This is a genomic window from Arthrobacter sp. TE12231 (assembly GCF_054062895.1).
Map to the genome: position 1 here is coordinate 3543321 of NZ_JBSSFS010000001.1, position 20539 is coordinate 3563859.

The 20539-nt window shown below is 66.5% G+C and carries 21 protein-coding genes and 1 tRNA gene; 8 read left to right on the plus strand and 14 right to left on the minus strand.

Annotated features, from left to right (window positions below; translation table 11 throughout):
- Positions 1-47: 47 nt before the first annotated feature.
- The 5 genes from cysS to ACVWYS_RS15840 all read right to left on the minus strand — a co-directional run bounded on the left by cysS (position 48) and on the right by ACVWYS_RS15840 (position 4101).
- A complete protein-coding gene (gene cysS, locus ACVWYS_RS15820; protein WP_456510036.1) occupies positions 48-1526 on the minus strand; it encodes a cysteine--tRNA ligase in 1479 nt (492 codons plus the stop codon).
- Positions 1527-1624: 98 nt separating this feature from the next.
- Positions 1625-1984: a hypothetical protein gene (locus ACVWYS_RS15825; protein WP_344363079.1), complete on the minus strand. Its 360-nt coding sequence runs from the start codon at positions 1982-1984 to the stop codon at positions 1625-1627.
- Between the two features lie 96 nt (positions 1985-2080).
- On the minus strand, positions 2081-2587 hold the full coding sequence (gene ispF / locus ACVWYS_RS15830; RefSeq protein WP_344363076.1) for a 2-C-methyl-D-erythritol 2,4-cyclodiphosphate synthase: 507 nt from the start codon (positions 2585-2587) through the stop codon (positions 2081-2083).
- Positions 2584-3417 carry a 2-C-methyl-D-erythritol 4-phosphate cytidylyltransferase gene (ispD, locus tag ACVWYS_RS15835; RefSeq protein ID WP_456510037.1) on the minus strand — a complete coding sequence of 278 codons (834 nt, stop codon included), beginning with the start codon at positions 3415-3417 and terminating at the stop codon, positions 2584-2586. Before ispD ends, ispF begins: the two co-directional genes overlap by 4 nt.
- A 201-nt stretch (positions 3418-3618) precedes the next feature.
- A complete protein-coding gene (locus ACVWYS_RS15840; protein ID WP_026266570.1) occupies positions 3619-4101 on the minus strand; it encodes a CarD family transcriptional regulator in 483 nt (160 codons plus the stop codon).
- Between the two features lie 325 nt (positions 4102-4426).
- On the opposite strand from ACVWYS_RS15840, the gene ACVWYS_RS15845 reads away from it, so the two are divergent.
- Positions 4427-5014: a hypothetical protein gene (locus tag ACVWYS_RS15845; protein WP_456510298.1), complete on the plus strand. Its 588-nt coding sequence runs from the start codon at positions 4427-4429 to the stop codon at positions 5012-5014.
- A 164-nt stretch (positions 5015-5178) separates the two neighbouring features.
- Here the strand turns inward: ACVWYS_RS15845 and ACVWYS_RS15850 are convergent, their stop codons facing one another.
- On the minus strand, positions 5179-5859 hold the full coding sequence (locus tag ACVWYS_RS15850; RefSeq protein WP_091255327.1) for a response regulator transcription factor: 681 nt from the start codon (positions 5857-5859) through the stop codon (positions 5179-5181).
- Positions 5856-7088, minus strand: coding sequence for a sensor histidine kinase (locus ACVWYS_RS15855; protein ID WP_344363135.1), 1233 nt, complete (start codon positions 7086-7088; stop codon positions 5856-5858). The genes ACVWYS_RS15850 and ACVWYS_RS15855 overlap by 4 nt, the downstream gene beginning before the upstream one ends.
- Positions 7089-7295: 207 nt before the next feature.
- Here ACVWYS_RS15855 and phoU point away from each other — a divergent pair, with 207 nt between their 5' ends.
- Positions 7296-7958, plus strand: coding sequence for a phosphate signaling complex protein PhoU (gene phoU, locus ACVWYS_RS15860; RefSeq protein ID WP_456507485.1), 663 nt, complete (start codon positions 7296-7298; stop codon positions 7956-7958).
- Positions 7959-8111: 153 nt separating this feature from the next.
- On the opposite strand, the gene ACVWYS_RS15865 is transcribed toward phoU, so the two are convergent.
- Positions 8112-8858, minus strand: coding sequence for a phosphoglyceromutase (locus ACVWYS_RS15865; RefSeq protein ID WP_344363071.1), 747 nt, complete (start codon positions 8856-8858; stop codon positions 8112-8114).
- A 114-nt stretch (positions 8859-8972) separates the two neighbouring features.
- Between ACVWYS_RS15865 and ACVWYS_RS15870 the strand changes: the two genes are divergently transcribed.
- Positions 8973-9821 (plus strand): class I SAM-dependent methyltransferase, encoded by an 849-nt coding sequence (locus ACVWYS_RS15870; RefSeq protein WP_456510038.1) that lies wholly within the window; start codon positions 8973-8975, stop codon positions 9819-9821.
- A 131-nt stretch (positions 9822-9952) separates the two neighbouring features.
- On the opposite strand, the gene ACVWYS_RS15875 is transcribed toward ACVWYS_RS15870, so the two are convergent.
- A complete protein-coding gene (locus ACVWYS_RS15875) occupies positions 9953-10306 on the minus strand; it encodes a DUF2516 family protein (protein WP_091255337.1) in 354 nt (117 codons plus the stop codon).
- 9 nt (positions 10307-10315) lie between these two features.
- Positions 10316-11512 carry a trans-sulfuration enzyme family protein gene (locus ACVWYS_RS15880; protein ID WP_456510039.1) on the minus strand — a complete coding sequence of 399 codons (1197 nt, stop codon included), beginning with the start codon at positions 11510-11512 and terminating at the stop codon, positions 10316-10318.
- A gap of 123 nt (positions 11513-11635) precedes the next feature.
- Between ACVWYS_RS15880 and tmk the strand changes: the two genes are divergently transcribed.
- From tmk to ACVWYS_RS15905, 5 genes are all read left to right on the plus strand, one after another.
- Entirely contained in the window at positions 11636-12292 is a 657-nt protein-coding gene (tmk, locus tag ACVWYS_RS15885; protein WP_344363132.1) for a dTMP kinase, read from the plus strand.
- Positions 12289-13431, plus strand: a complete 1143-nt coding sequence (locus ACVWYS_RS15890; protein ID WP_456510040.1) for a DNA polymerase III subunit delta' — start codon at positions 12289-12291, stop codon at positions 13429-13431. Before tmk ends, ACVWYS_RS15890 begins: the two co-directional genes overlap by 4 nt.
- A gap of 59 nt (positions 13432-13490) precedes the next feature.
- Positions 13491-15077 (plus strand): alpha/beta hydrolase, encoded by a 1587-nt coding sequence (locus ACVWYS_RS15895; RefSeq protein WP_456510041.1) that lies wholly within the window; start codon positions 13491-13493, stop codon positions 15075-15077.
- A gap of 130 nt (positions 15078-15207) precedes the next feature.
- Positions 15208-15280 (plus strand) — tRNA-Thr (locus ACVWYS_RS15900).
- A gap of 665 nt (positions 15281-15945) precedes the next feature.
- The gene (locus ACVWYS_RS15905; protein ID WP_116768629.1) at positions 15946-16692 is read left to right on the plus strand and encodes a biosynthetic peptidoglycan transglycosylase; all 747 of its coding nucleotides are present in this window, start codon (positions 15946-15948) and stop codon (positions 16690-16692) included.
- 252 nt (positions 16693-16944) lie between these two features.
- Here the strand turns inward: ACVWYS_RS15905 and ACVWYS_RS15910 are convergent, their stop codons facing one another.
- From ACVWYS_RS15910 to ACVWYS_RS15925, 4 genes are all read right to left on the minus strand, one after another.
- A complete protein-coding gene (locus ACVWYS_RS15910) occupies positions 16945-17343 on the minus strand; it encodes a hypothetical protein (RefSeq protein ID WP_456510042.1) in 399 nt (132 codons plus the stop codon).
- Between the two features lie 20 nt (positions 17344-17363).
- Positions 17364-18110 carry a hypothetical protein gene (locus ACVWYS_RS15915; RefSeq protein WP_456510043.1) on the minus strand — a complete coding sequence of 249 codons (747 nt, stop codon included), beginning with the start codon at positions 18108-18110 and terminating at the stop codon, positions 17364-17366.
- A 306-nt stretch (positions 18111-18416) separates the two neighbouring features.
- Positions 18417-20036: a cellulase family glycosylhydrolase gene (locus ACVWYS_RS15920; protein WP_456510044.1), complete on the minus strand. Its 1620-nt coding sequence runs from the start codon at positions 20034-20036 to the stop codon at positions 18417-18419.
- Positions 20037-20192: 156 nt separating this feature from the next.
- Complete coding sequence (locus ACVWYS_RS15925; RefSeq protein ID WP_456510045.1) at positions 20193-20450, minus strand: DUF4190 domain-containing protein; 258 nt, start codon at positions 20448-20450, stop codon at positions 20193-20195.
- Positions 20451-20539: the final 89 nt, after the last annotated feature.

The following is a 20539-nucleotide window of genomic DNA, read 5'->3' on the forward strand; positions in this document are numbered from 1 at the left end:
CCGAGGCAAGGCCAGACTTGGATGTCAGACGGCGCAGCAGCAGTTATTCAGCCACGCTTCAGGCTCCAGCTGGCCCCGTCCGGGCCGTCCTCGACGACTACTCCGGCGGCGGCGAGGGTGTCCCGGATGGCGTCGGAAGCAGCCCAGTCTTTAGAGGCCCGGGCCTTGGCCCGCGCTTCCAGCTGTGCCTCGACAAGGACGCCAAGAGCCGTGGTGGCGTGCGCGTCCGCGGCGGGCCCTGCCGTGGCATTCAGGCCCAGGACATCCAGCATGGCGGTGACGCTGCTGAGTGCCTGCCCGGCCGCATCGAGGTCGCCCGCGGTGAGGGCCGTATTCCCGGACCGGACGGCGTCGTGCAGCGCGGCCAGGGCCTGCGGGACATTAAGGTCATCGTCCATGGCGGCCGCGAACGCCTCCGGCACGGACGCGGCGGGCAAGTCTTCGGGCGGGGCGGACCTGGCCGAAACCGTGGCCGAGGCGTCAGGCAGGACCCGGCCGGCCCGGTTGAGGAAACCGTCGATCCGTTCGACGGCGGCGGCCGCTTCCTGCAGGGACGTCGGCTGGTAGTCCAGGACCGAGCGGTACTGCGCCTGCCCCAGGTAGTAGCGGACGACGCGGGCCGGGGCGAGTTCGAGCATTTCCGCCGGGCTGACGGTGTTGCCGATGGACTTGGACATTTTTTCGCCGGCGTAGGTGACCATCCCGTTGTGCATCCAGAAGTTGGCGAAGCCGTGGCCTGCCGCCTGGGACTGGGCCATCTCGTTTTCGTGGTGCGGGAAGCGCAGGTCCAGCCCGCCGCCGTGGATGTCGAACTCGGTGCCGAGGTATTTGGTGACCATCGCCGAGCATTCGAGGTGCCAGCCCGGGCGGCCGGCGCCCCACGGGGAGGACCAGCTCGCCGTCGTCGGCTCCCCTTCCTTGTGGCCCTTCCACAGCGCGAAGTCGCGGGGATCCTTCTTGCCGCGCGGGTCCGCGTCCGGGGCACCCTGCATGTCGTCGATTTTCTGGCGCGTCAGGGAACCGTAGGCGGACCACGAGCGCACGTCGAAGTAGACGTCGCCGGAGCCGTCCAGGGCCGGATAGGCGTGGCCGCGGTCGATCAGCTGCTGGATGAGGGCGTGCATTTCCGGGATGTGGCCGGTGGCGCGGGGCTCATAGGTGGGGCGGGAGACGCCTAAGGTGTCGTAGGCCTTGAGGAATTCCTGCTCGTAGCGGTAGGCCAGCGCCCACCATTCCTCGTTACGGACCGCTCCGGGTTCGTCCTCAAAGTCGGGGCCGAAGGAGGAAGCGGACTTGGCAAGGATCTTGTCGTCGATGTCCGTGACGTTGCGGACCACCGTCACGCGGAAACCCCGGTACTGCAGCCAGCGGGTCAGCTGGTCGAATGCGATCGCGGAACGGATGTGGCCCACATGTGGCATGCCCTGCACGGTTGCTCCGCAGTAGTACAGGCTCACCTGGCCAGGTACCAGGGGGACGAAGTCGCGGACTTCGGCGGATGCTGTGTCGTAAAAGCGCAGGGTCACCGCTCCAGATTAGCCGATGGCGGTCCGCGGGCTCACCGGCGTGTCTGCCGCCGCGCCTACTGCCTTGCGGCCAGTCCGGGACCGTCGGTCCGGCAGCCCTACTTGCAGTACTGCCCGATCTTGTTGATCTGCTCGGTGAGCTGGGCCGTTTGTGCGTCCGTCTTGGCCCCCGTGGGGCTCGCGGCAACCTGTTTCATGATGTCGGCCATCTGCTGGATGGGGGCGCCCACCTCCGGCGCCACCTTGTCCGCGACCTCCTGGTAGTGCTGCCCGATCTGCGCGGCCTGCTCCTTGGCGGTCCCGGAGGGCACGAAGGTATCGGTGTTGAGGAACTTGCAGCTGTCCTCGACGCTCATCTTCGGGGTGGCGCTGGGGGTCTGGGGCGCCGTCGTCGAGACGGCGCAGCCGCTCAGCATGGTCCCGGCCACAAGTACGACGGCGGTCAGCAGCTTCTTCACGGCAGGTCTCCTGGCAGTTCGGGACGGGATGTCACGGCGGGGTCTTCCCCCCTCAAGCGTAGGTGACGGAGGCCAGCAGTGTTCAACCTCCGGTCATCAGCCGGCCGGATAGACGAGCGCCGTGGCCACCGCCGAGATCCCCTCCCCGCGGCCGGTGAACCCGAGTCCGTCGCTCGTGGTGGCCGTGACGCTGACCGGCGCGCCGGCTGCGTCGCTGAGGACTCGCTGGGATTCCTCCCGCCGCGGGCCGAATTTCGGCCGGTTGGCCACAAACTGCACGGCGATATTGCCGATCTCGAACCCGTGGGCCCGGACAATCCGGGCGGCCTCGGCCAGCAGGGTCACACCGGACGCTCCGGCATACTCGGGCCGGTCCGTCCCGAAATGCGTGCCGAGATCGCCCACCCCGCAGGCGGAGAAGAGCGCGTCGGCAGCAGCGTGCGCCACGGGGTCGCCGTCGGAATGCCCGGACAGCCCGCGTTCCCCTTCCCAGAAGAGTCCGCCAAGCCACAGCGGTTGCGGCTGGTCCTCGGCGGCGAAGGCGTGGACGTCGATTCCGATTCCGGTCCGGGGGATGACGGGCGGGTTGGTGGACATGCTCATCCCTCTACCCAGCGTGCGCCGAGGGGTCCTTCGAGGAGCCCCTCGGCAAGGACCAGGTCCAGGGGCGTGGTGATCTTGAGGGACTGGCTGGCACCGCGCACGGCGTGGACAGGCACGCCGAGGAGTTCCACGAGCATTGCGTCGTCCGTGACGAGGGCGGCCTGTCCGGCGTTGAACACGGCGGCGGCCTCGTGGGCGCGTTTGAGGGTATCGAGGGCGAATCCCTGCGGTGTTTGGACGGCCCGGAGCGACTCCCGGGGCGCCGTCCCGGTGACCAGCTCGGGGGCCACCGCGGCGCCGGCGCCGGTGGTCGGTTCGACGGTCTTGACAGTGTCCACCACCGGCATCACGGGAATAACGGCTGCGGCGCCGGCGCCCAGCGCGGCGGCGACCCGGTGAAAGACGGATTCCGGCGTTAGTGCCCGGGCGGCGTCGTGGACCAGCACTGATTCAACACCGGGCAGGAGCGCGGCCATCGCGGCGCGAACTGACTCGGCGCGGCTTGCACCGCCCTCGACGACGGTCACGACCGGACCTTGGAGGGCGTGACCCGTCGCCGCGTTGCGGCGGTGTGCGGCCGCCAGCTCATGCGCGAAGGCCTCGCACAACGCACGCAGTTCGGCATCTCCTGGGGGGATGGCAACGCAGATTTGCTGCGCGATCCCGGCGGCGGCCACGCCCCGCAGGGCGTGGGTGAGGATGCTATCCCCGCCCAACGGCACCTTGGCCTTGGGCATGCCGTAGCCCAGGCGTTGGCCCGAGCCGGCAGCCACAACAATGACCGCGGTGACGGGACCGGCCGGTGACGTGTTCGTCGGTGCAGTATCCATGCGCACAAGACTACGTCCCCGCGCCCCCCGAGCACCCCCCGTTGCCCTATCACTTGTGGCGCTTCTGAGCGCTGAGACGGACCACAACAGATAGCGCAACCGAGGGGGCCGCCGACAACGGGCAAGAAGAAACCCCGGCGGCCTGATGCCACCGGGGTTCGATTCTTATCTGCGCCGACTCTTAGGTGAGCCGGCCTTGTGCTAGGAAGCCAAGACCTCGTCGAGAACGCTTGCAGCCTTCTCTTCATCCGTCTTTTCAGCCAGTGCCAGTTCCGAAATAAGGATCTGGCGGGCCTTGGCCAGCATGCGCTTCTCTCCCGCGGAGAGTCCCCGGTCGTGATCGCGGCGCCAAAGGTCGCGGACGACCTCTGCCACCTTGATGACGTCACCGGAAGCAAGCTTTTCCAGGTTTGCCTTGTAACGACGCGACCAGTTTGTGGGCTCTTCAGTGAACTCGGCGCGCAGCACGTCAAATACGTGCTCCAAGCCTTCCTTGCCCACTACGTCCCGAACCCCAACCAGGTCAACGTTTTCTGCTGGAACTTCAATGGTCAGATCACCCTGAGCCACCTTGAGCTTGAGATACATCTTCTCTTCGCCCTTGACGGTGCGCATCTTGATTTCTTCAATTTTGGCTGCACCGTGGTGAGGGTAAACTACTGTCTCGCCGACCTCAAAAACCATGTGGACATTCCCCTTTCCCGCAGACCAGTTTATCACGATTAAGGCATACAACTGGCATCTAAAGGTGCCGGGAACCGCATGAATCCGGGGAAAATGGCCCTAATCCACCCCCTCAAACCCCTTGACGGATGCAGATAATAGTGCCTTCGACGCTAACTGCCAAGAGGTTTCGGACTCCCGTGGAACGGGCCGCTGCTGCCCGGACGCACCCGTCCGCGCTCTTATGTGTAGGCGCCGAATCCTTGTTTGAGGCCGATTGCGGCTAGGCTATGGCTGAATAATGTTTCAAGACTCTCAAGGAGTGCGTGACGTGCGTTTCACTGCGATGAACCGGGGCCAGCGCGGCAAGCTGGCAATGGCAACGGCTGCACTTGGCATCGGGCTGCTGTCCCTGACTGGCTGCAGCTACATCAACCCCCAGCAGACCTCGGAGCAGTACTCGGCGTCGGACGGAACCCGCACTGATCTCGGCCCGCTGCAGCTGCGCAACTTCATCATCGTTGCCGACGGCCAGGACAAGCCGGGCCGCGTGATCGGCGCCGTGTACAACACCTCCTCCAAAGACGTGGTGCTGACCATCAAGGGCGCGGAAGGGTCACAGGCCGAGGTCCCGGTGAAGCAGAACTCCCACACCATGCTCAACGACTCCACCGCCGCGGTGCTCCTGACCCCCGCCGGCGCCAAGCCCGGCGCGATGACCGAGGTCACGATCTCCGAGAGCGGCACCAACATGGACGCCAAGTTCAAGGTTCCGGTTCTGGACGGCACGATTGTGGACTACAAGACGTACCTGCCGACGCCGGAGCCGACCCCCAGCAGCACGGCGACCCCCAGCAGCACGGCGACTTCCAGCAGCACGGCAACTTCCACCGAAACGGCCACGCCGACGCCGAGCAGCACCGCGGGCCACTAGCCTCCGCCCACTAGATCCGCCCGGCAGCCTTCGCGGCTGGACGAACTGCCAAAGTATTGCAAAAGGGAGGGGCACCCACGGGTGCCCCTCCTTTTTGCATGTCTTTTACATTCCCTGGACTCCGTGCCGCCCCGGCCACTCGTCCAGGGCGGCGTCTCCCATCCCTACGGCTCGAACTTGTAACCCAGCCCGCGGACGGTGATCAGGTATCGCGGCGCCGAAGCATCCGGCTCAATCTTGCTGCGCAGCCGTTTGACGTGGACGTCGAGGGTCTTGGTGTCCCCTACATAGTCGGAGCCCCAGACCCTGTCGATCAGCTGGCCGCGGGTCAGGACCCGGCCGGAGTTCCGCAGCAACATTTCCAGCAACTCGAACTCCTTGAGAGGCAGCGCGATCTGCTCGCCGCCGACGCTCACGACGTGCCGTTCGATGTCCATCCGGACGGGACCGGCCTGCACCGTACTGGAGACGAGTTCCTCAGGCTCGCTCTGGCGCCGCAGGACGGCGCGGACGCGGGCCACGAGCTCCCGCGAGGAGTAGGGCTTGGTGACGTAGTCATCGGCGCCCAGCTCCAGGCCCACCACCTTGTCGATTTCCGAGTCCTTGGCCGTCAGCATGATCACCGGGACGCTGGAGCGCTGCCGGAGTTGGCGGCAGACTTCGGTGCCCGACTGGCCAGGCAGCTGCAGGTCCAGGAGGACGAGGTCGGCGCCGTTGCGGTCGAATTCCGTGATGGCGTCCAGTCCGTTGTCCACCACCTCCACCTCGAACCCTTCTTTGCCCAACAGATAGGACAGGGGGTCGCTGAAGGACTCCTCGTCCTCAACAATAAGAATCCTGCTCAAGCGCTAGCTCCTTGCTCATGGACGCCGGCGGCGTCACGTCGTTGCGGTCTGGGGTCCTGGCTGGAAGGGTGGGCGGCGGCTTTGCCGGCCCCGGCGCCGTCGGCGTCGTCCTGGCCTTCCATCTCGGGAAGTCGAATAGTGAACGTGGAACCCTTGCCAAGCTGGGACCACAGGGTGACCTCACCGCCGTGGTTGGAAATGACGTGCTTGACGATGCTCAGGCCCAGCCCCGTGCCTCCGGTCTGCCGCGAGCGGGCGGCATCCACCCGGTAGAAGCGTTCGAAGACACGCTCCTGGTCCTCGGGGCTGAGTCCCTCACCTTGGTCCGTCACCGAGACAGCCACGAGGCCGTCCTTGGAGCGGATGCCGATGCCCACCTTGGTGTTCTCCGGCGAGTATCGGATGGCGTTGTCGATCAGGTTCCGCAGCGCAGTGACGAGGAGGTCCTGGTCGCCGTAGACCATGGCATTGGCGTGGCCGCCAACCACCAGTTGGATGTTCTTGCTCTCGGCGGGCAGCTGCGAGCGGTCCACGGCCTCGCTGACCACCGTGTTGATGTCCACGGGGCGGCCCTGCTGCGCGACGTTGGCGCCCTGCAGCCGGGAAAGCTCGATGATGTCCTGGACCAGGGCAGCGAGCCGTGTCGATTCCTTGTGCATGCGCTTGGCAAACCGTTTGACAGCTTCGGGGTCGTCAGCGGACGATTCGAGGGCCTCCGCCAGGAGCGAGATCGCCCCGACCGGCGTTTTCAGCTCATGGGAGACGTTGGCGACAAAGTCGTTGCGGACTTCCTCGGTGCGGGTGAACTCCGTGCGGTCATCGGCGAGCAGGAGGATATATTCCTCTGCGATCACGGCGGCCCGGACCTGCACAACGATCGTGCCCTGGCCGAGCGGGCCGCGTGGCAGCTCCAACTGCTTTTCCAGGATGACCCCGTCACGGCGCACCTTGGCGGTCATTTCCAGCAGCTGCTGATGCACCACGGTGTGCCCGCGGACCAGGCCGTAGGCATAGGCGGCAGGGCTGGCGCGGACCACGCCGTCGATCGCATCGACCACCACGAACGCGCGGCCGAGGACGGCGAGCACCTCCGCGGCGCCCTCGGGCAGCGAGGGTTCCTCGACGTCGACGTCGACGATGTGCCGCTGCTGCTCACTGACCCGGAATGCGAGTACGCCGAACATGCCAAACGAGAGGCCGATCAGGCCGGCGATCACGCCGATGAGCATTGGATCCACGGCTCCAGCTTATGCTCTGCCCAGCGGACGAAACCGAAATCTCCTGCGATTCCGGCGCCGGTTCAGCTAACGTTCACCTATTGGGGCGTAACAGTTCACCAGACACTGAAAGAGTTGACAGTTGGAGCGCCGGTAGGCGAACCGAAATAGGCCCGCCACTTCAATGGCCGGCAATATTTCCGAGGAAAGGACGCACACGTGCGTAAGGTTTTTCAGGAGGAGCTCGCCCAGGTAAGGGAGCAGCTCGTCGAGATCTCAACGCTGGTCACGGAGGCCATCGACAAGGCCACGACGGCTTTCCAAGGCGCCGACATCGACCTCGCGGAGGACGTGATTGCCGCCGATGCCCGGATCGATTTCCTGCAAAACAGTCTCGACGAACACGCCATTGACATCCTGGCCCTCCAGGGGCCGGTGGCGAGCGACCTGCGCATGCTCGTCGGTTCGCTCCGGATGAGCGCTTCGCTGGAACGCATGGGCGATCTCGCCCGCCACCTGGCCCAGCTGGCGCGACTGCGCTACCCCGCAACCGTAGTCCCGGAGCAGTTGAGGGAGACCTTCAAGAGCTTCGCCGAACAGGATCTGCTGATCGCCCAGAAGCTCACCGAACTGCTGGCAACCCGTGACCTCGGCGTTGCCCGGGAAATCATGAGGGCCAACGGCGTTGTCAACGACCTTCACCTGAGCGTTTTCAAGGCGATCGCTCGCAGCGACTGGCAGGAGTCCCCGGCCACCACGGTGGACGTTGCCCTGGCCAGCCGCTACTTTGAGCGCTTCGCCGACCACGGCGTCTCCGTAGCCCAGAAGGTGACCTACCTGGTCACCGGTGCGTGGCAGCCGAACACCATCGAACACATCTGACGGCGGCTTTCCCGCAGACACACGCAGATACAACGACGGCGTCCGGTCACCTTGGGGGTGACCGGACGCCGTCGTTTGTTCTTTAAGCTCTTGCGCGTCGCTCCGTGCTGCGCTTTGTGCGTAGGTTTGCGCTCGGCGCAGGGCGGGAACTACTTACTTCTTGCCCTGGTTGGCGACGGCCTTGATGGACTCGGCGGCGGCCTCGGGGTCAAGGTAGGTGCCGCCCGGGTTCAGCGGCTTGAAGTTTTCATCCAGTTCGTAGACCAGCGGTATGCCGGTGGGGATGTTCAGGCCGGCGATGTCTTCGTCGCTGATGCCGTCAAGGTGCTTCACCAGGGCCCGGAGCGAGTTGCCGTGGGCCGTGACCAGGACGGTCTTGCCAGCCTTGAGGTCGGCCTTGATGTCCGATTCCCAGTACGGCAGCAGCCGGATCAGGACGTCCTTGAGGCACTCAGTGCGCGGGACGGCGTCGCCGAGGTCCTTATAGCGCGGGTCCCCGACCTGGGAGAACTCGGAGTCGTCAGCCAAGGGCGGCGGCGGGGTGTCGTAGGAACGGCGCCAGGTCATGAACTGCTCCTCGCCGTACTCGGCGAGAGTCTGGGCCTTGTCCTTGCCCTGCAGGGCGCCGTAGTGGCGCTCGTTCAGGCGCCAGTCGCGCTTGACGTCGATCCAGCCGCGGTCGGCCTTCTCAAGGGCCAGGTTCGCCGTGTTGATGGCCCGCTTCAGCCTTGAGGTGTAGAGGATGTCGGGGAGGATGTTGTTCTCCACGAGGAGCTCACCGCCGCGCACCGCCTCGGCGCGGCCCTGGTCGTTCAGGTCAACGTCCACCCAGCCGGTGAACAGGTTCTTGGCGTTCCATTCGCTGTGGCCGTGGCGCAGCAGAATCAGCTTGTAGGTCATGGTTTTTATCCTAGCCGAGCCCCCGCAGGGGGCGCAGAGCGTTACACCGCGTGCGTTTCACCGCGACGCGGGGTGACCCCACGATGGTGGAAGCCCGAACGATAAGCTGGGGCTGTGGTGCAAAAGGCTGAACGGGTGCTGGCCCCCCGGAACCAGGGCGGGGCGAAAAGCGGTGTCCGCGGCGGCAGGCCGGTGGGCAACGTGACCCGGGGAACCACGAACCCCAACCGGATGCGCCGCGTGGACCGCTGGCTGACCGGCCCGCAGGCCTGGCGGCTGCGAGCCGCGGCCGATCCCCTCGCCGTCGACCTCGGCTATGGCGCCTCGCCGGCAACCGCCGTCGAACTCTTTGACCGACTCTCCACGATCCGCGCGGACGTGCGGGTGGTGGGAATCGAAATCGAACCGGAAAGGGTCCGGCAGGCCCAGGCACTGGAACGACCCGGCCTGAGTTTCCAGCTGGGCGGCTTTGAGCTGCCTGTGGCCGGAGATCCTGTGCTGGTGCGGGCCTTCAACGTGCTTCGGCAGTACGAGGAAGCCGACGTGCCGGGCATCTGGCGGCTCGTGCAGGACCGCCTCGCCCCGGGCGGGCTGTTCGTCGACGGCACGTGCGATGAAATCGGGCGGCGCGCCGCCTGGGTGGCGCTCGACGCCATGCGGCCGCTGAGCCTGAGCGTGTCCATGCGGTTTGGCGCCTTCGCGCTGCCCTCCGACGTCGCCGAACGGCTGCCGAAGGCCCTGATCCACCGCAACGTGCCCCGCGAAAAGATCCACGCCTACCTTCAGGCGATGGATAAGGCCTGGCTGGAGGCGGCACCCTTGGCGTCCTTCGGCAACCGCCAGCGCTGGTCAGCGATGTGCCGCGCGCTGCTCGACGCCGGCTGGCCCGTCCAAGACGGCCCGTCGCGGTGGCGGCTGGGCGAAGTCACGGTGGGCTGGGACGCTGTGGCGCCGGGGAATTAGCCTGGTGCCGGCGGGTGGGCCCACGGCGGCAGGGTTCCCTCAGCGAGCTTGCGAGCTTAGGGGGCCGGCGGGTGGGCCCACGGCGGCAGGGTTCCCTCAGCGAGCTTGCGAGCTTAGGGGGCCGGCGGGGACTACCAGGGGCCGTAGGGTCCCATGTTGCGGCCGCGGCCGGCGTCCTTGACCGCGGGGCGAACGTCAGCGAGATAGACGGACGCCGCTGTCACGGCGGCAAGCCCGAAAATGCCGAGCGAGCTGGCTCCGCCGCCGCTTCCCAGCTGCGCGAGCAGGGAGAAGAGGCCCACGGCGAAGGCGCCGCCGGTCAAGGCTAGCCAGAAGGTCTTGGTCCGTTTCGATACGGCCTCGAACGCGTTGGCCTTGTGCCGGAGGCAGTCGAAAAACGCCCATGCCTCCAAGGCAAAGGCCACGATCGCCAGGACCAGGTAGATCCCGGATTCGACATAGAAAATGAGTAAGCGTCCGTCCACTCCCCCAGCCTAGCCGTCCAGCGTCCCCAACGCCTGCTCCAAATCGGCCCAAAGGTCTTCCACGTTTTCAATTCCCACGCTCATCCGGACCAGATTGTCCGGCACGCTCTCCGGCTCGGCCGTGTGCCGGCGCCGGCGTTCGATCAGGGACTCCACCCCGCCCAGGGACGTGGCCGGAAGCCAAAGGTGAAGGGCGCGGATCATGCGGTCCGCCGCCTCCGCGCCGCTAAGGCTGCCCCCGTGACCACGTCCCGGTGCCACCTCGATACACAGGATGGAACCGAATCCCTTCATCTGGGCCTTGGCACGCTCGTGGCCGGGGTCCGAAGACAGACCGGGGAAACGGATGCCGGCAACCCGCGGATGACCGGCCAGCCGCTCGGCCAGGATCTGCGCGGAGGCCTGCGATCGCTCGATCCGCAGTGCCAAGGTCCGGAGCCCGCGCAGGGCCAGCCATGCCTCAAACGGTCCGGCGATCCCGCCGTGGATGGTGCGGTGGTGCAGCAACGCGGCGCGGAGACCGGCGTCGGAGGTCACGAGGGCGCCGAGCACGACGTCGGAGTGCCCGGACAGGTACTTTGTCACCGAATGCAGCACGACGTCGGAGCCCAGGCTGAGGGGCTGCTGCACGAGCGGCGTGGAAAAGGTGTTGTCCGTGACGACGATCGCGCCGGCCTCGTGTGCCGCGGCGGTCAGGGCCCGCATGTCGGCGATGCCGAGCATGGGGTTGGTGGGGCTCTCCAGCCACAGCATGCTGGCGGCACGCCCGCCGGCCGGGGCGAGCGCGGCCAGGACGGCGTCGGTGTCGGCGATGTCCACCGTCCTCAATTCGAGGAAGCCTTTGGCCGCCAGTTCGGTGGCCATGGTGACCGAGCCCGCATAGCTATGCGACGGCATCACGAGCACGCCTTGGGCGGGCACCAGAGACAGGGCCGAGCTGACGGCGGCGAGTCCCGACGCGTAGAGCAGGCCCGGCAGGTCCGCGCCTTCCAACTGGCCCAGCGCCTCTTCGAAGGGATCCCACGTGGGGTTGGAATAGCGGCCGTAGCCGCGGTCGCCGTCGCCCAGCGGTCCGGTGCCGAAGTACGTGGAGGACAGCACCAGCGGCGGGTTGACCGGTTCGTCGCGGGTGCGCGGCGGGCGCCCTGCTGCCACGACCAAGGATTCCGGCGAAAGCGTTGCGGCCAGTTCTTCAGAAAGACTCATGGAGACAGGGTACGTGTGAGCCCCTCAGGGCACCCAAGCCGTTACGCCGCAGACTCTGGTGTCGGTGATTGTCGGTAGTCTAGAACCGTGACTACCCAGAGCCCCGGAGCGTCCCCTCAACAGTTGCCCGGTCTGTTGCCCGGACTGTTCATTGCCTTCGAAGGCGGAGACGGCGCCGGCAAGTCCACCCAGGCGGCTGAACTCGCCAAAGCCCTGGAATCGAGCGGCTTCACGGTGCTGCGGACCCGGGAGCCGGGCGGCACGCCGATCGGCGAGAAGTTGCGTTCCCTTGTGCTGGATCACGGGCACGGCCACATCGATGCCCATACCGAGGCCCTGATTTTCGCGGCGTCACGGGCGGCCCATGCGAGTCAGGTTATCCGGCCGGCCCTGGAACGCGGCGAGATCGTCCTCACGGACCGGTACATTGACTCCTCGGTCGCCTACCAAGGCGCCGGGCGCGGCCTCGGGACGGAGGCGGTGCGGGACATCAACGCTTGGGCGACGTCAGGCCTGCAGCCGGACCTCACGGTACTGCTCGACGTCGACCCCGCCGTCGGCCGGCAGCGGCGCACCGCCGGCGATGCCGCCGAAGACCGCCTCGAGTCCGAAGCCGACGAATTCCACGCCAAGATCCGGGCAGCTTTCCTGGACCTGGCCGCCGCCCGGCCCGAGGCGTATCTGGTGCTTCCGGCCCGTCTGCCCGTCACCGAACTCGCCGCACGAATCTTTGAGCGCGTCGAATCCCTGCTGGCCGTCGCCCAAAGCAGCACGGCATGACCGTCTGGGACGACCTCCAAGGCCAGGACGCCGTCGTGGCCCAGCTGCGCCAGGCGGCCCAGGGCGAAGGCCTCACGCATGCGTGGCTATTCACCGGTCCGCCCGGTTCCGGCCGCTCCAACGCCGCCAAGGCCTTCGCTGCGGCCCTGAACTGCGACCAGGAGGACGTCAGCCAGCGCGGGTGCGGCGAGTGCCCGGCATGCCTGACCATTCTCGGCGAAACCCATTCCGATGTCGCGTTCGTGCGCACCGAAAAGGTCACCATCACCATTGATGAGGCGCGCGAGCTCGTGTCCACCGCAGGGAACCGGCCGTCGTCGGCCCGGTGGCGGATCATTGTGGTGGAGGACGCGGACCGGATGGCCGAGCGCACCACCAACGTCCTCCTCAAGGCCATTGAGGAACCCACACCCCGCACCGTCTGGATGCTCTGTGCCCCCTCCCCCGCCGATGTCCTCGTGACCATCCGCTCCCGCTGCCGTCCGGTGGCGCTGCGGCTTCCGCCGGCCGCCGACGTCGCGGCCCTGCTGGTCAAGCGCGACGGCGTGGACCCGGCGGTTGCCGAGCGCGCTGCCCGGGCGGCGCAGAGCCACGTGGGGATCGCCCGCCGCCTGGCCCGGGACCCGGAGGCCCGTGAGCGCCGCCTGGAGACCGTTCGTTTTCCGCTGTCCCTGCGTGGTGTCACGGCGGCGGTCATGATGGCGGAGAAGCTGGTCAAGATCGCCACCGAGGAAGCCACCAGTTCCAATGACGAGCGCGACGCCGCCGAGAGGGCGGCACTGCTGGCCACCCTCGGGGCACCCGAAAGCGGCACGCTGCCGCCGGCCATGCGGGGCCAGGTCAAGCAGCTCGAGGATGACCAGAAACGCCGCGCCAAGCGCTCGATCACCGATTCCCTTGACCGCACGCTGACGGACCTGCTGTCCTTTTACCGGGATGTCCTGATCATCCAGATGGGGAACGCCGTGGAACTGGTCAATCTTGAACTCCGGAGCGAACTCGAAGACTTCGCTTCCCGTTCCACCGCCGAAATGACCCTTGCCCGCATGGACGCCATCAACAAGGCCCGCAAACGGATCACCACCACCAACGTGGCTCCGCTGCTGGCGATTGAGTCCATGGCCTCCAGCCTGATTTGATGGCCGCGGCCACTCCACCGACACCATCGCTTTCGTTCCTATCCTCCAAGGAGATCCGCATGAAGCCTGCTCGACCCAAGTCCGCAAGATCCCGATCCCTGGCGATCGGCATGCGGGCCGTCGGCGCCGCGGCCTTGGCCGTGACACTGGCCTCGTGCAGCCTTTTCGGTGGTGGCAGCGGCGGCGGCTCGGGTGCCGCAACTTCGGGGGCCGCATCGGGACAGGCGGACCCCTCGATCGCTGCGGCGGCGCCCGCGGAACTGCGCAGCTTCTACTCCCAGCGGATCGACTGGAAGCCGTGCGAGAGCAGCTTCCAGTGCGCCAAAATCAAGGTCCCGCTGGACTACAGCAAGCCTGACGGTGACCACATCGAACTCGCCGCCATCAAGCTCCCCACGAAGGGCAACAAGAAGGGCACCCTCTTGGTCAACCCCGGCGGCCCGGGCGGATCGGGCTATGACTTCGTCAGGGACGCGGCCAACACCAACATTTCGGAGAAGGTCCGGTCCGCCTATGACATCGTGGGCTTCGACCCCCGCGGCGTGAAGCGCTCCGCCCCGGTCACGTGCCTCACGGACGCGGAACGTGACGCGTCCCGTGCCAAGACCTATGCCTTGGACACCGATGCCGGACTGCAAGCGGCCCTGGCCGACAACAAGGCCATCGCAGCCAAATGCGCAGAAAATACCGGGCCGGTCCTGGGCCAGATCGACACCGTCAGCGCGGCCAAGGACCTCGACATCCTCCGCGGTGTGGTCAACGACGCCAAGCTGAACTACCTCGGCTACTCCTACGGGACGCTCCTGGGCGCCACCTACGCGTCGCTGTTCCCGGACAACGTCGGCCGGCTGGTCCTCGACGGCGCGTTGGATCCGTCTCTGAGCTACGAGGAACTGACTGCCGGCCAGACCGTGGCCTTCGACAAGGCCCTGCACACCTACGTTGCCAACTGCCAGCAGACCAGCGGATGCCCGATGACGGGAAGTGCCGAGGACGGCGTCCAGCAGATCCGCAACGCGATCAACGCCGCGGAGGCCAACGCGCTGCCGTCGAAGGACGGCCGGAAGGTCTCCGGGTCGACGTTCGTCAGCGGCCTCATCATCCCGCTCTACAACAATGACAACTGGCCGATCCTCACCCGGGCGCTCGGCCAGGCCCTGGCCGGCGACGGCACGGGCATGATGCAACTGGCCGACTTCGGCGCCGACCGGGACCCCAGCGGCACCTACACGTCGAACAGCTCCTTCGCCTTCAACGCCATCAACTGCCTGGACTACCCCATGGTGACCGACACCGCCTCCATGCGGGCCGAGGACCAGAAGCTGCGCCAGCTCTCCCCCACCCTGGGTTACTACTTCGCATACGGCGGAACTAACTGCAAGGACTGGCCGTACAAAAACGTCCGGACCCCGGCCCCAGTGGAGTACAAGGGTTCGGCCCCCATTGTTGTTGTGGGAACGACTGGCGATCCGGCCACCCCCGTCGAATGGGCCAGCTCCCTGCGCAAGCAGCTCGGGAATGCCTCGCTGCTGACGTGGAAGGGCGAGGGCCACACGGCTTATGGCCGCTCCAACAGCTGCATCGGCAACGCCGTCGATGACTACCTCGTGGACGGCAAGACTCCGGCGGACAACACCGTCTGCTAGGTAGCGTCTGCTCGGTACGGTTTGCTGGGCCGGCGGGCGGCCGCGGACGCTCATTTTGACCCGGACGCCGGGACTCTATTACAGTTATCTCTTGCATGATCCGCCCGGTTCGCCGGGCTTTCATGTGGTTGCTTCCTTAGCTCAGTTGGTAGAGCGTCTCACTCGTAATGAGAAGGTCGCCAGTTCGATTCTGGCAGGAAGCTCGGGAAGAACCCCGTATTTCCGCTGATTCAGCGGGGATACGGGGTTTTTTGCTGGTGGCCGTGGGATGCCCTTATGACCGCACCGAGCGCGCCGAGTGCGGCCGGACCCTCACCAGCCCCGCCGGCGCTCCTCCGGTCACGGACTGATTTTGAACTCCAGGTGTGCAGCGGCGCCCACCGCGTAGCCGGCTGAGAACAATTCCCAGGACTGCCCGGTAGAATTTCGTCCCATCCTTCATCTCTTTGAGATTTATCCGGGAGCGAGCAGCGAAGGCAAACTGATGGACAACCCGACATCACCTACCCCGCCGCGGTGGCCACCGCCGGACCACCCTCCGCGATCTGGCCGTCCGGGCACAGCACCTGCGAAGGTCGTCAGTTACCCGGTGCCGGGCCCAACCTCGCCGGACGGTCAGCCTGGCCTGTGGACTACTGAGGGACCGGAGGAAGCGCCGGCGAAAGTTGTCAGCTACCCGGTGCCCGGGGCCCCGACGTCTCAGGAGCCTGCGTCGCCGACTGTAAGCCCGCCTGCGGTGGAGCCGGATCAAGCTAAGCAGCCTGGCCCTCCGGTCGGTCATCCCGGCAAGCGTCCTAAGCGGAGGTGGCGCCGCAAACTCCTGCTGGCTCTGATCGCCCCGCTGGTTCTGGTCCAGATCATTGCGTTTATGTTCAGCATGGGCGTGACCCTGCCGCGCACTGCTTACATGCTGGAGGCCGGCGAGCCCAACGTCTACCAGTTTGTCTCGATCAACCACATCAGCCGGCACCTGCTCGCCGCGACAATCGCCCATGAAGACGAACAGCTCGGCACCCGCTCTGGCGCTTTCGACCTAGGAGACTTCCAGGCCAGGGCGCAGGCGTACTTCCAGGGAAAGCCCGACCCGAGCGGCTCCACCATCCCCCAGCAGCTGGTCAAGAACATTTTCCTCTGGGACGACCAAAGCGCCGCCCGCAAAGGCATCGAGGCCGTCCTGGCAACCCAGTTCAGTTACACGCTGAGCCCCCAACGGGCTTTGGAGCTCTACCTGAACTATGCCCAGTTCGGCCCTCACCTGTACGGCGTCTGCGCCGCCAGCTGGTACTACTTCGGAACACCGCCGTGGAACATGTCCGACTACCAGTCTGCTCAACTGATGGGCGTCCTGCCCTTGCCGGATCTGGTCAGGAGAGACCCCAACGGTGGAATCTACCTCGGCGATGGCGTCCACCCCGCCGTCTGGAACCTGGTGAACGGGGCGGCCAACGTCTGGGTGCCGCGGCAGATCACCGGTCTGGGCGGATGGCAGGCGGCCGTCGCAACGGTCGGTATCACCGACACCGCCGACAGTCATGCTGACCGGCGCGCCGACGACGACGCGTGCTCGACCATGCCTCAAAGCGTAAAGGACCGTATCCAGAGCGAAGCCGGCTAGCGTCTCGGCGCCGGGCTTCCTCCGCAACCGGGCCTCGATCTGGCGCTCGGTGTCCCCGGGGCGCGATGGTGTAGGTGAGGGGGATCCCGTCCGCGTCGGCGGTGAGAGAGCCCTGGGCGCTGTCAGTCTTGAGCTCGCCGGGGATCGTGCGAGTCTCGGCGGATGCCAATCATCCAGGTTCACAACGCGTCCCCGTCGTCCGTCGCGAAGAAGCGCGAGTTGCTGGCCGCACTGACAGCGGTGGCACAGGAATCAGTTGGCGGGATCGGCCTCGGCGTCCCAGGCCGGCAAAATTTGAGGGTCGGGGAACAGCAGGTCCGCTAGCATCGCGCTCAGCGCTGCGGGGACCAGGAAGAGCCCCGCCAAATGGGCGTAGAGCCCGTCAGGATTTTCCGCGGACAACCCTCCGACGACCACTGCGGGCAGCGCCGTCAAAATCGACACCCAGAGCGGCCTTCGCCTCAGCCTCGCCCACACGGCCGCCGCCGCGAACGCCGTAGATCCGAGGAACACCAGGCCGTGCCCTTCCGCGTCCGTGGGTGACCTGACGATGAGGCTGAACGACTCGGCCAGCCCGCACGCCGTCACCGCAACAGCGAACAGGACAAGCAACGACCATGCTCCGTCGGCCCAGCGGACATGAGCTCTCATGGACTGACGGTACCCTCTGCCTAGGCGTAGTGCAGGCTCAGCAGCATCGCCTTCAGCTGCGCGTAGCGCTCTGTGCCCATCCAGGCTTTCGCTTCGGCCGGGGAAGCAAAAGCCGGTGTGGACGGCGCATCGGACAAAACGACCCAGGCGCTCAGGACGCCGTTGGGCAGCCGGATCTGGTTGGAACCGGAGGAGTCGGTGGTTGCCAGGAATTCCCTCGCGTTCCGGACGTCCATGAAGTAATAAGGGCCTCCGGTGGCCCCCGGGTACTCGTCATAGGCGAAGCCGAACTCTGTGGCTTCCCCCGCCATGTTGGTAACGCCGGGCACCGGTGCGTGATCCAGGATGGTCCGACTTGCCGGCCCGGCGGCGCCGTCGCCGTACATGCCGCTATACATGCGGGCCAATTCTGTGCCGGACGCATCCGAGATGATCGCTTCGAATGAGTTCTTCTGGGCTTCCGCGTTGAGGGCCGGACCAGGCTTGACCTTGACCGTCCAGCCGGCCGGGTGAATGAACGAAATGTGGCCGTCCGGGAACGTGAACGTCTGCAATGCTGCAGCCCGGGGTGTCTCCGGGGCGGGGGCCGGAGACGTGGTCTCGCTTGCGGCCCGGGCAGAGTCGGCAGCGGTAATCGTTGCAGCGGGTGCAGCCGGGGTTGTGGAGATCGGTTGCCTGCTCGCCTGCGGGTCGGCGCAGGCCGCGGTCGTGAGGAGTATGCCCGTCAGGGTCGCGGTGCCCAGCAGGCGCGTGGTGCGCTTTTTCAAGTTATCCCCCAAAGAAGTGCGGCAACGGAGGCTGGCAGAAGAGAAAACTCGGGCCCGCCCCAAGCCTTAACCATGCGCCGGTTTCGGCACATCTGTCGATACGTCCGGCAGCCCAACCACCAAGGGAGGGCGGCGCTCAGCGTGCGATGAACGCGCCGCTGACCCGGGACGCGGTCGTGAAGCCAAGAAGCGACCCGGTGACCCGGACGGCGATCTTCGCGTTCCGGTCGACCGCCCTGACCTTGTAGGTGGCCGAGCAAGCATTCGAGATAATGACGCCGACGGCGACGAGCCGGGCTGGTCCGGCTATTTCAGGGTCAGCACCGGGTTGACGGGGGCCATCAGCGAGTCCACCTGCAGGCCCACGGACAGTTTCTGGCCGGCGGCGATCTTGGTGGCCCAGTCCGATCCGCTGCAGGTCACCGACACCCTGGGAATGACCGTGCAGGTGATGCCCCAGGAGTTGGCCACCCGGGTGACATTGGCATCGGGCCAGCTCACGCTCCAGCCGGCGGCCGCACGGAGCCCGGTGACCTCGATGTTGGCCACGTAGCCACCGGTCCACGAACTGGTCAGTTTCCAGACCGCGCTGATGGACCCGCCCGACGTCGGCACGGGAGACGCCGACGGCGACGGCGATGCAGTGATGGTGGGCGTCGCAGTGGTTGTGGGCGTCGGTGTTGCGGTGGCGGTCGCCGTCGGGGACGCCGTGACAGTCGGCGACGGGGACGCCGTGACAGTCGGCGACGGGGACGCCGTCGGGGATACTGTCGGGGACGGGGTGCTCTTCAGGATCGGTGCGAGCGCGGCGAGTTTGGCGGTCTCCGGGGTGCGCCAGTCCGACTGGACAAGGCCCCCGGTGATCGCGCTGTTCGGGTTGAACGCCCAATAGGCGAAGCTCATGGAGTTGGTCCCGAGGTAGGAGACGATCTTCTCCATCCACTGTTTGTCGGACGTGGTCTGCAGCGCGGTCCCGAACTCACCAAGCAGAACCGGGGCGATGCCCTGCTTCTGGATGTAGCCCCAGTTGGCATCCCAGACGGCCGGCAGGTTGTTCGGGTAGCTGGGATCGCTGAACCACTTCTGCGCAAACAACGACGCCGGGTAGTCGTGCGGGGAATACACTACGCGGTTGGGTGTGGCCAGGGTGACGGGCTTGTTCTTGACGTCGGCCAGGCCGCCGCCCCACCAGGTGGACGTGCCATTGCCCTGGTTCTCTATCCCCTCGATGATGATCAGCAGGTTGGGGTTGGCGGCCAGGACGGCGTTCCCGCCACGGGTGGCTGCGGCCTGCCAGTCGGTGGCGGCGGCGCCGCCCCAGGTCGCTGCGCCGGCGGGCTCGTTGTGAAGGTCGGCGCCGATGACGGTGGGATCGTTCTTGTAGCGCGCGGCGAGCATCTTCCAGTCGGCGATCCACTTCGACTCCGGGTATGCGGAGGTGTACCACAGCGGAGACTGGTCCGCGGAGGACGGCCGGTGCCGGTCCAGGATGATGTGCAGGCCGTTGGCCTTGGCGCGGGCGATCACCGTGTCCATCAGAAACAAGGGCGTCTTGCCTTCGAGCCCGTAGGCGCGGTTGGCCCAGTAGTTCAGGCTTCCCTTGATGGACGTCGCGGCCAGGCACTCATTGGAGAACGGCAGCCGGACGGTGTTGAAGCCCATCGACTTGATGTTGGCCAGGGCGTCGTCGATGGTCAGGGTCCATAGCCCGTGCGGCATGCAGTCAGGGGTTTCCATGCCGAACCAGGATGCTGCCTTGATCGTATACGGGGCGTTGTTCGAGTCCAGGATCGTGCCGCCGGAGGTGTGCAGCCAGCCGGTCGGCGCCGGGGTTGTTGCGGCGATGGCCGGGGGCGGCGCGGCCACGGCGACGCCGGCGAAAGCCAGCCCGGCAGCCACCGCAATTCCAAGAAGGGCGGCAGGCACGGAAGGTCGATGGCCAGCGTGGCGGGACGGGTTGGAAAGCAGCTTCACAGTTCCTCCTGAGAGTGGCGCGCGGGTGCGGCCCTGGTGACCCGGGGCGGCAGGCGGGACGCAAACGGCCCCTTCCGGCCGGTGCCGGAGGGGGCCGTCTGCCGAGTCTTAGCGGTTTGCGGCCGCAGTGCCCATGATTACAACGACGAAGATCACCGTAAAGGCGATCGACGCGTAGCCGATGACCAGTGCGGCGATGGCCAGGCCACGGCCGCTTTCACCGGTGGTCTTAATCTGGTTCAGGGCGATGTGACCCAGGATGATCCCGAGCAGGCTGATAAAGAAGGATGAAACGAGTGCCGCGATGGCCAGACCGTTGGTCTTCGCGGATGCGGGCGCGTAGCCCTGGTATTGGGGTGAGCTCATGGTTGTGAAGCCTTTCAATCCGTCGGTGTGGGTCCCCCCGGCCCGCACAATGCGGATCGGCTCTCAAAAAGTACCAAGCAGATGCCGAA

What these genes read in the sequence shown, in the direction of transcription:
- ACVWYS_RS15925 (WP_456510045.1), bottom strand. Translation starts at nt 20,450, where the DNA reads ATGAGCTCACCCCAATACCAGGGCTACGCGCCCGCATCCGCGAAGACC.
- ACVWYS_RS15890 (WP_456510040.1), top strand. Translation starts at nt 12,289, where the DNA reads ATGACCGTCTGGGACGACCTCCAAGGCCAGGACGCCGTCGTGGCCCAG.
- ACVWYS_RS15880 (WP_456510039.1), bottom strand. Translation starts at nt 11,512, where the DNA reads ATGAGTCTTTCTGAAGAACTGGCCGCAACGCTTTCGCCGGAATCCTTG.
- ispF (WP_344363076.1), bottom strand. Translation starts at nt 2,587, where the DNA reads ATGAGCATGTCCACCAACCCGCCCGTCATCCCCCGGACCGGAATCGGA.
- ACVWYS_RS15840 (WP_026266570.1), bottom strand. Translation starts at nt 4,101, where the DNA reads ATGGTTTTTGAGGTCGGCGAGACAGTAGTTTACCCTCACCACGGTGCA.
- ACVWYS_RS15865 (WP_344363071.1), bottom strand. Translation starts at nt 8,858, where the DNA reads ATGACCTACAAGCTGATTCTGCTGCGCCACGGCCACAGCGAATGGAAC.
- ACVWYS_RS15845 (WP_456510298.1), top strand. Translation starts at nt 4,427, where the DNA reads ATGAACCGGGGCCAGCGCGGCAAGCTGGCAATGGCAACGGCTGCACTT.
- ACVWYS_RS15905 (WP_116768629.1), top strand. Translation starts at nt 15,946, where the DNA reads ATGTTCAGCATGGGCGTGACCCTGCCGCGCACTGCTTACATGCTGGAG.
- ACVWYS_RS15895 (WP_456510041.1), top strand. Translation starts at nt 13,491, where the DNA reads ATGAAGCCTGCTCGACCCAAGTCCGCAAGATCCCGATCCCTGGCGATC.
- ACVWYS_RS15910 (WP_456510042.1), bottom strand. Translation starts at nt 17,343, where the DNA reads ATGAGAGCTCATGTCCGCTGGGCCGACGGAGCATGGTCGTTGCTTGTC.
- ispD (WP_456510037.1), bottom strand. Translation starts at nt 3,417, where the DNA reads ATGGATACTGCACCGACGAACACGTCACCGGCCGGTCCCGTCACCGCG.
- ACVWYS_RS15855 (WP_344363135.1), bottom strand. Translation starts at nt 7,088, where the DNA reads ATGCTCATCGGCGTGATCGCCGGCCTGATCGGCCTCTCGTTTGGCATG.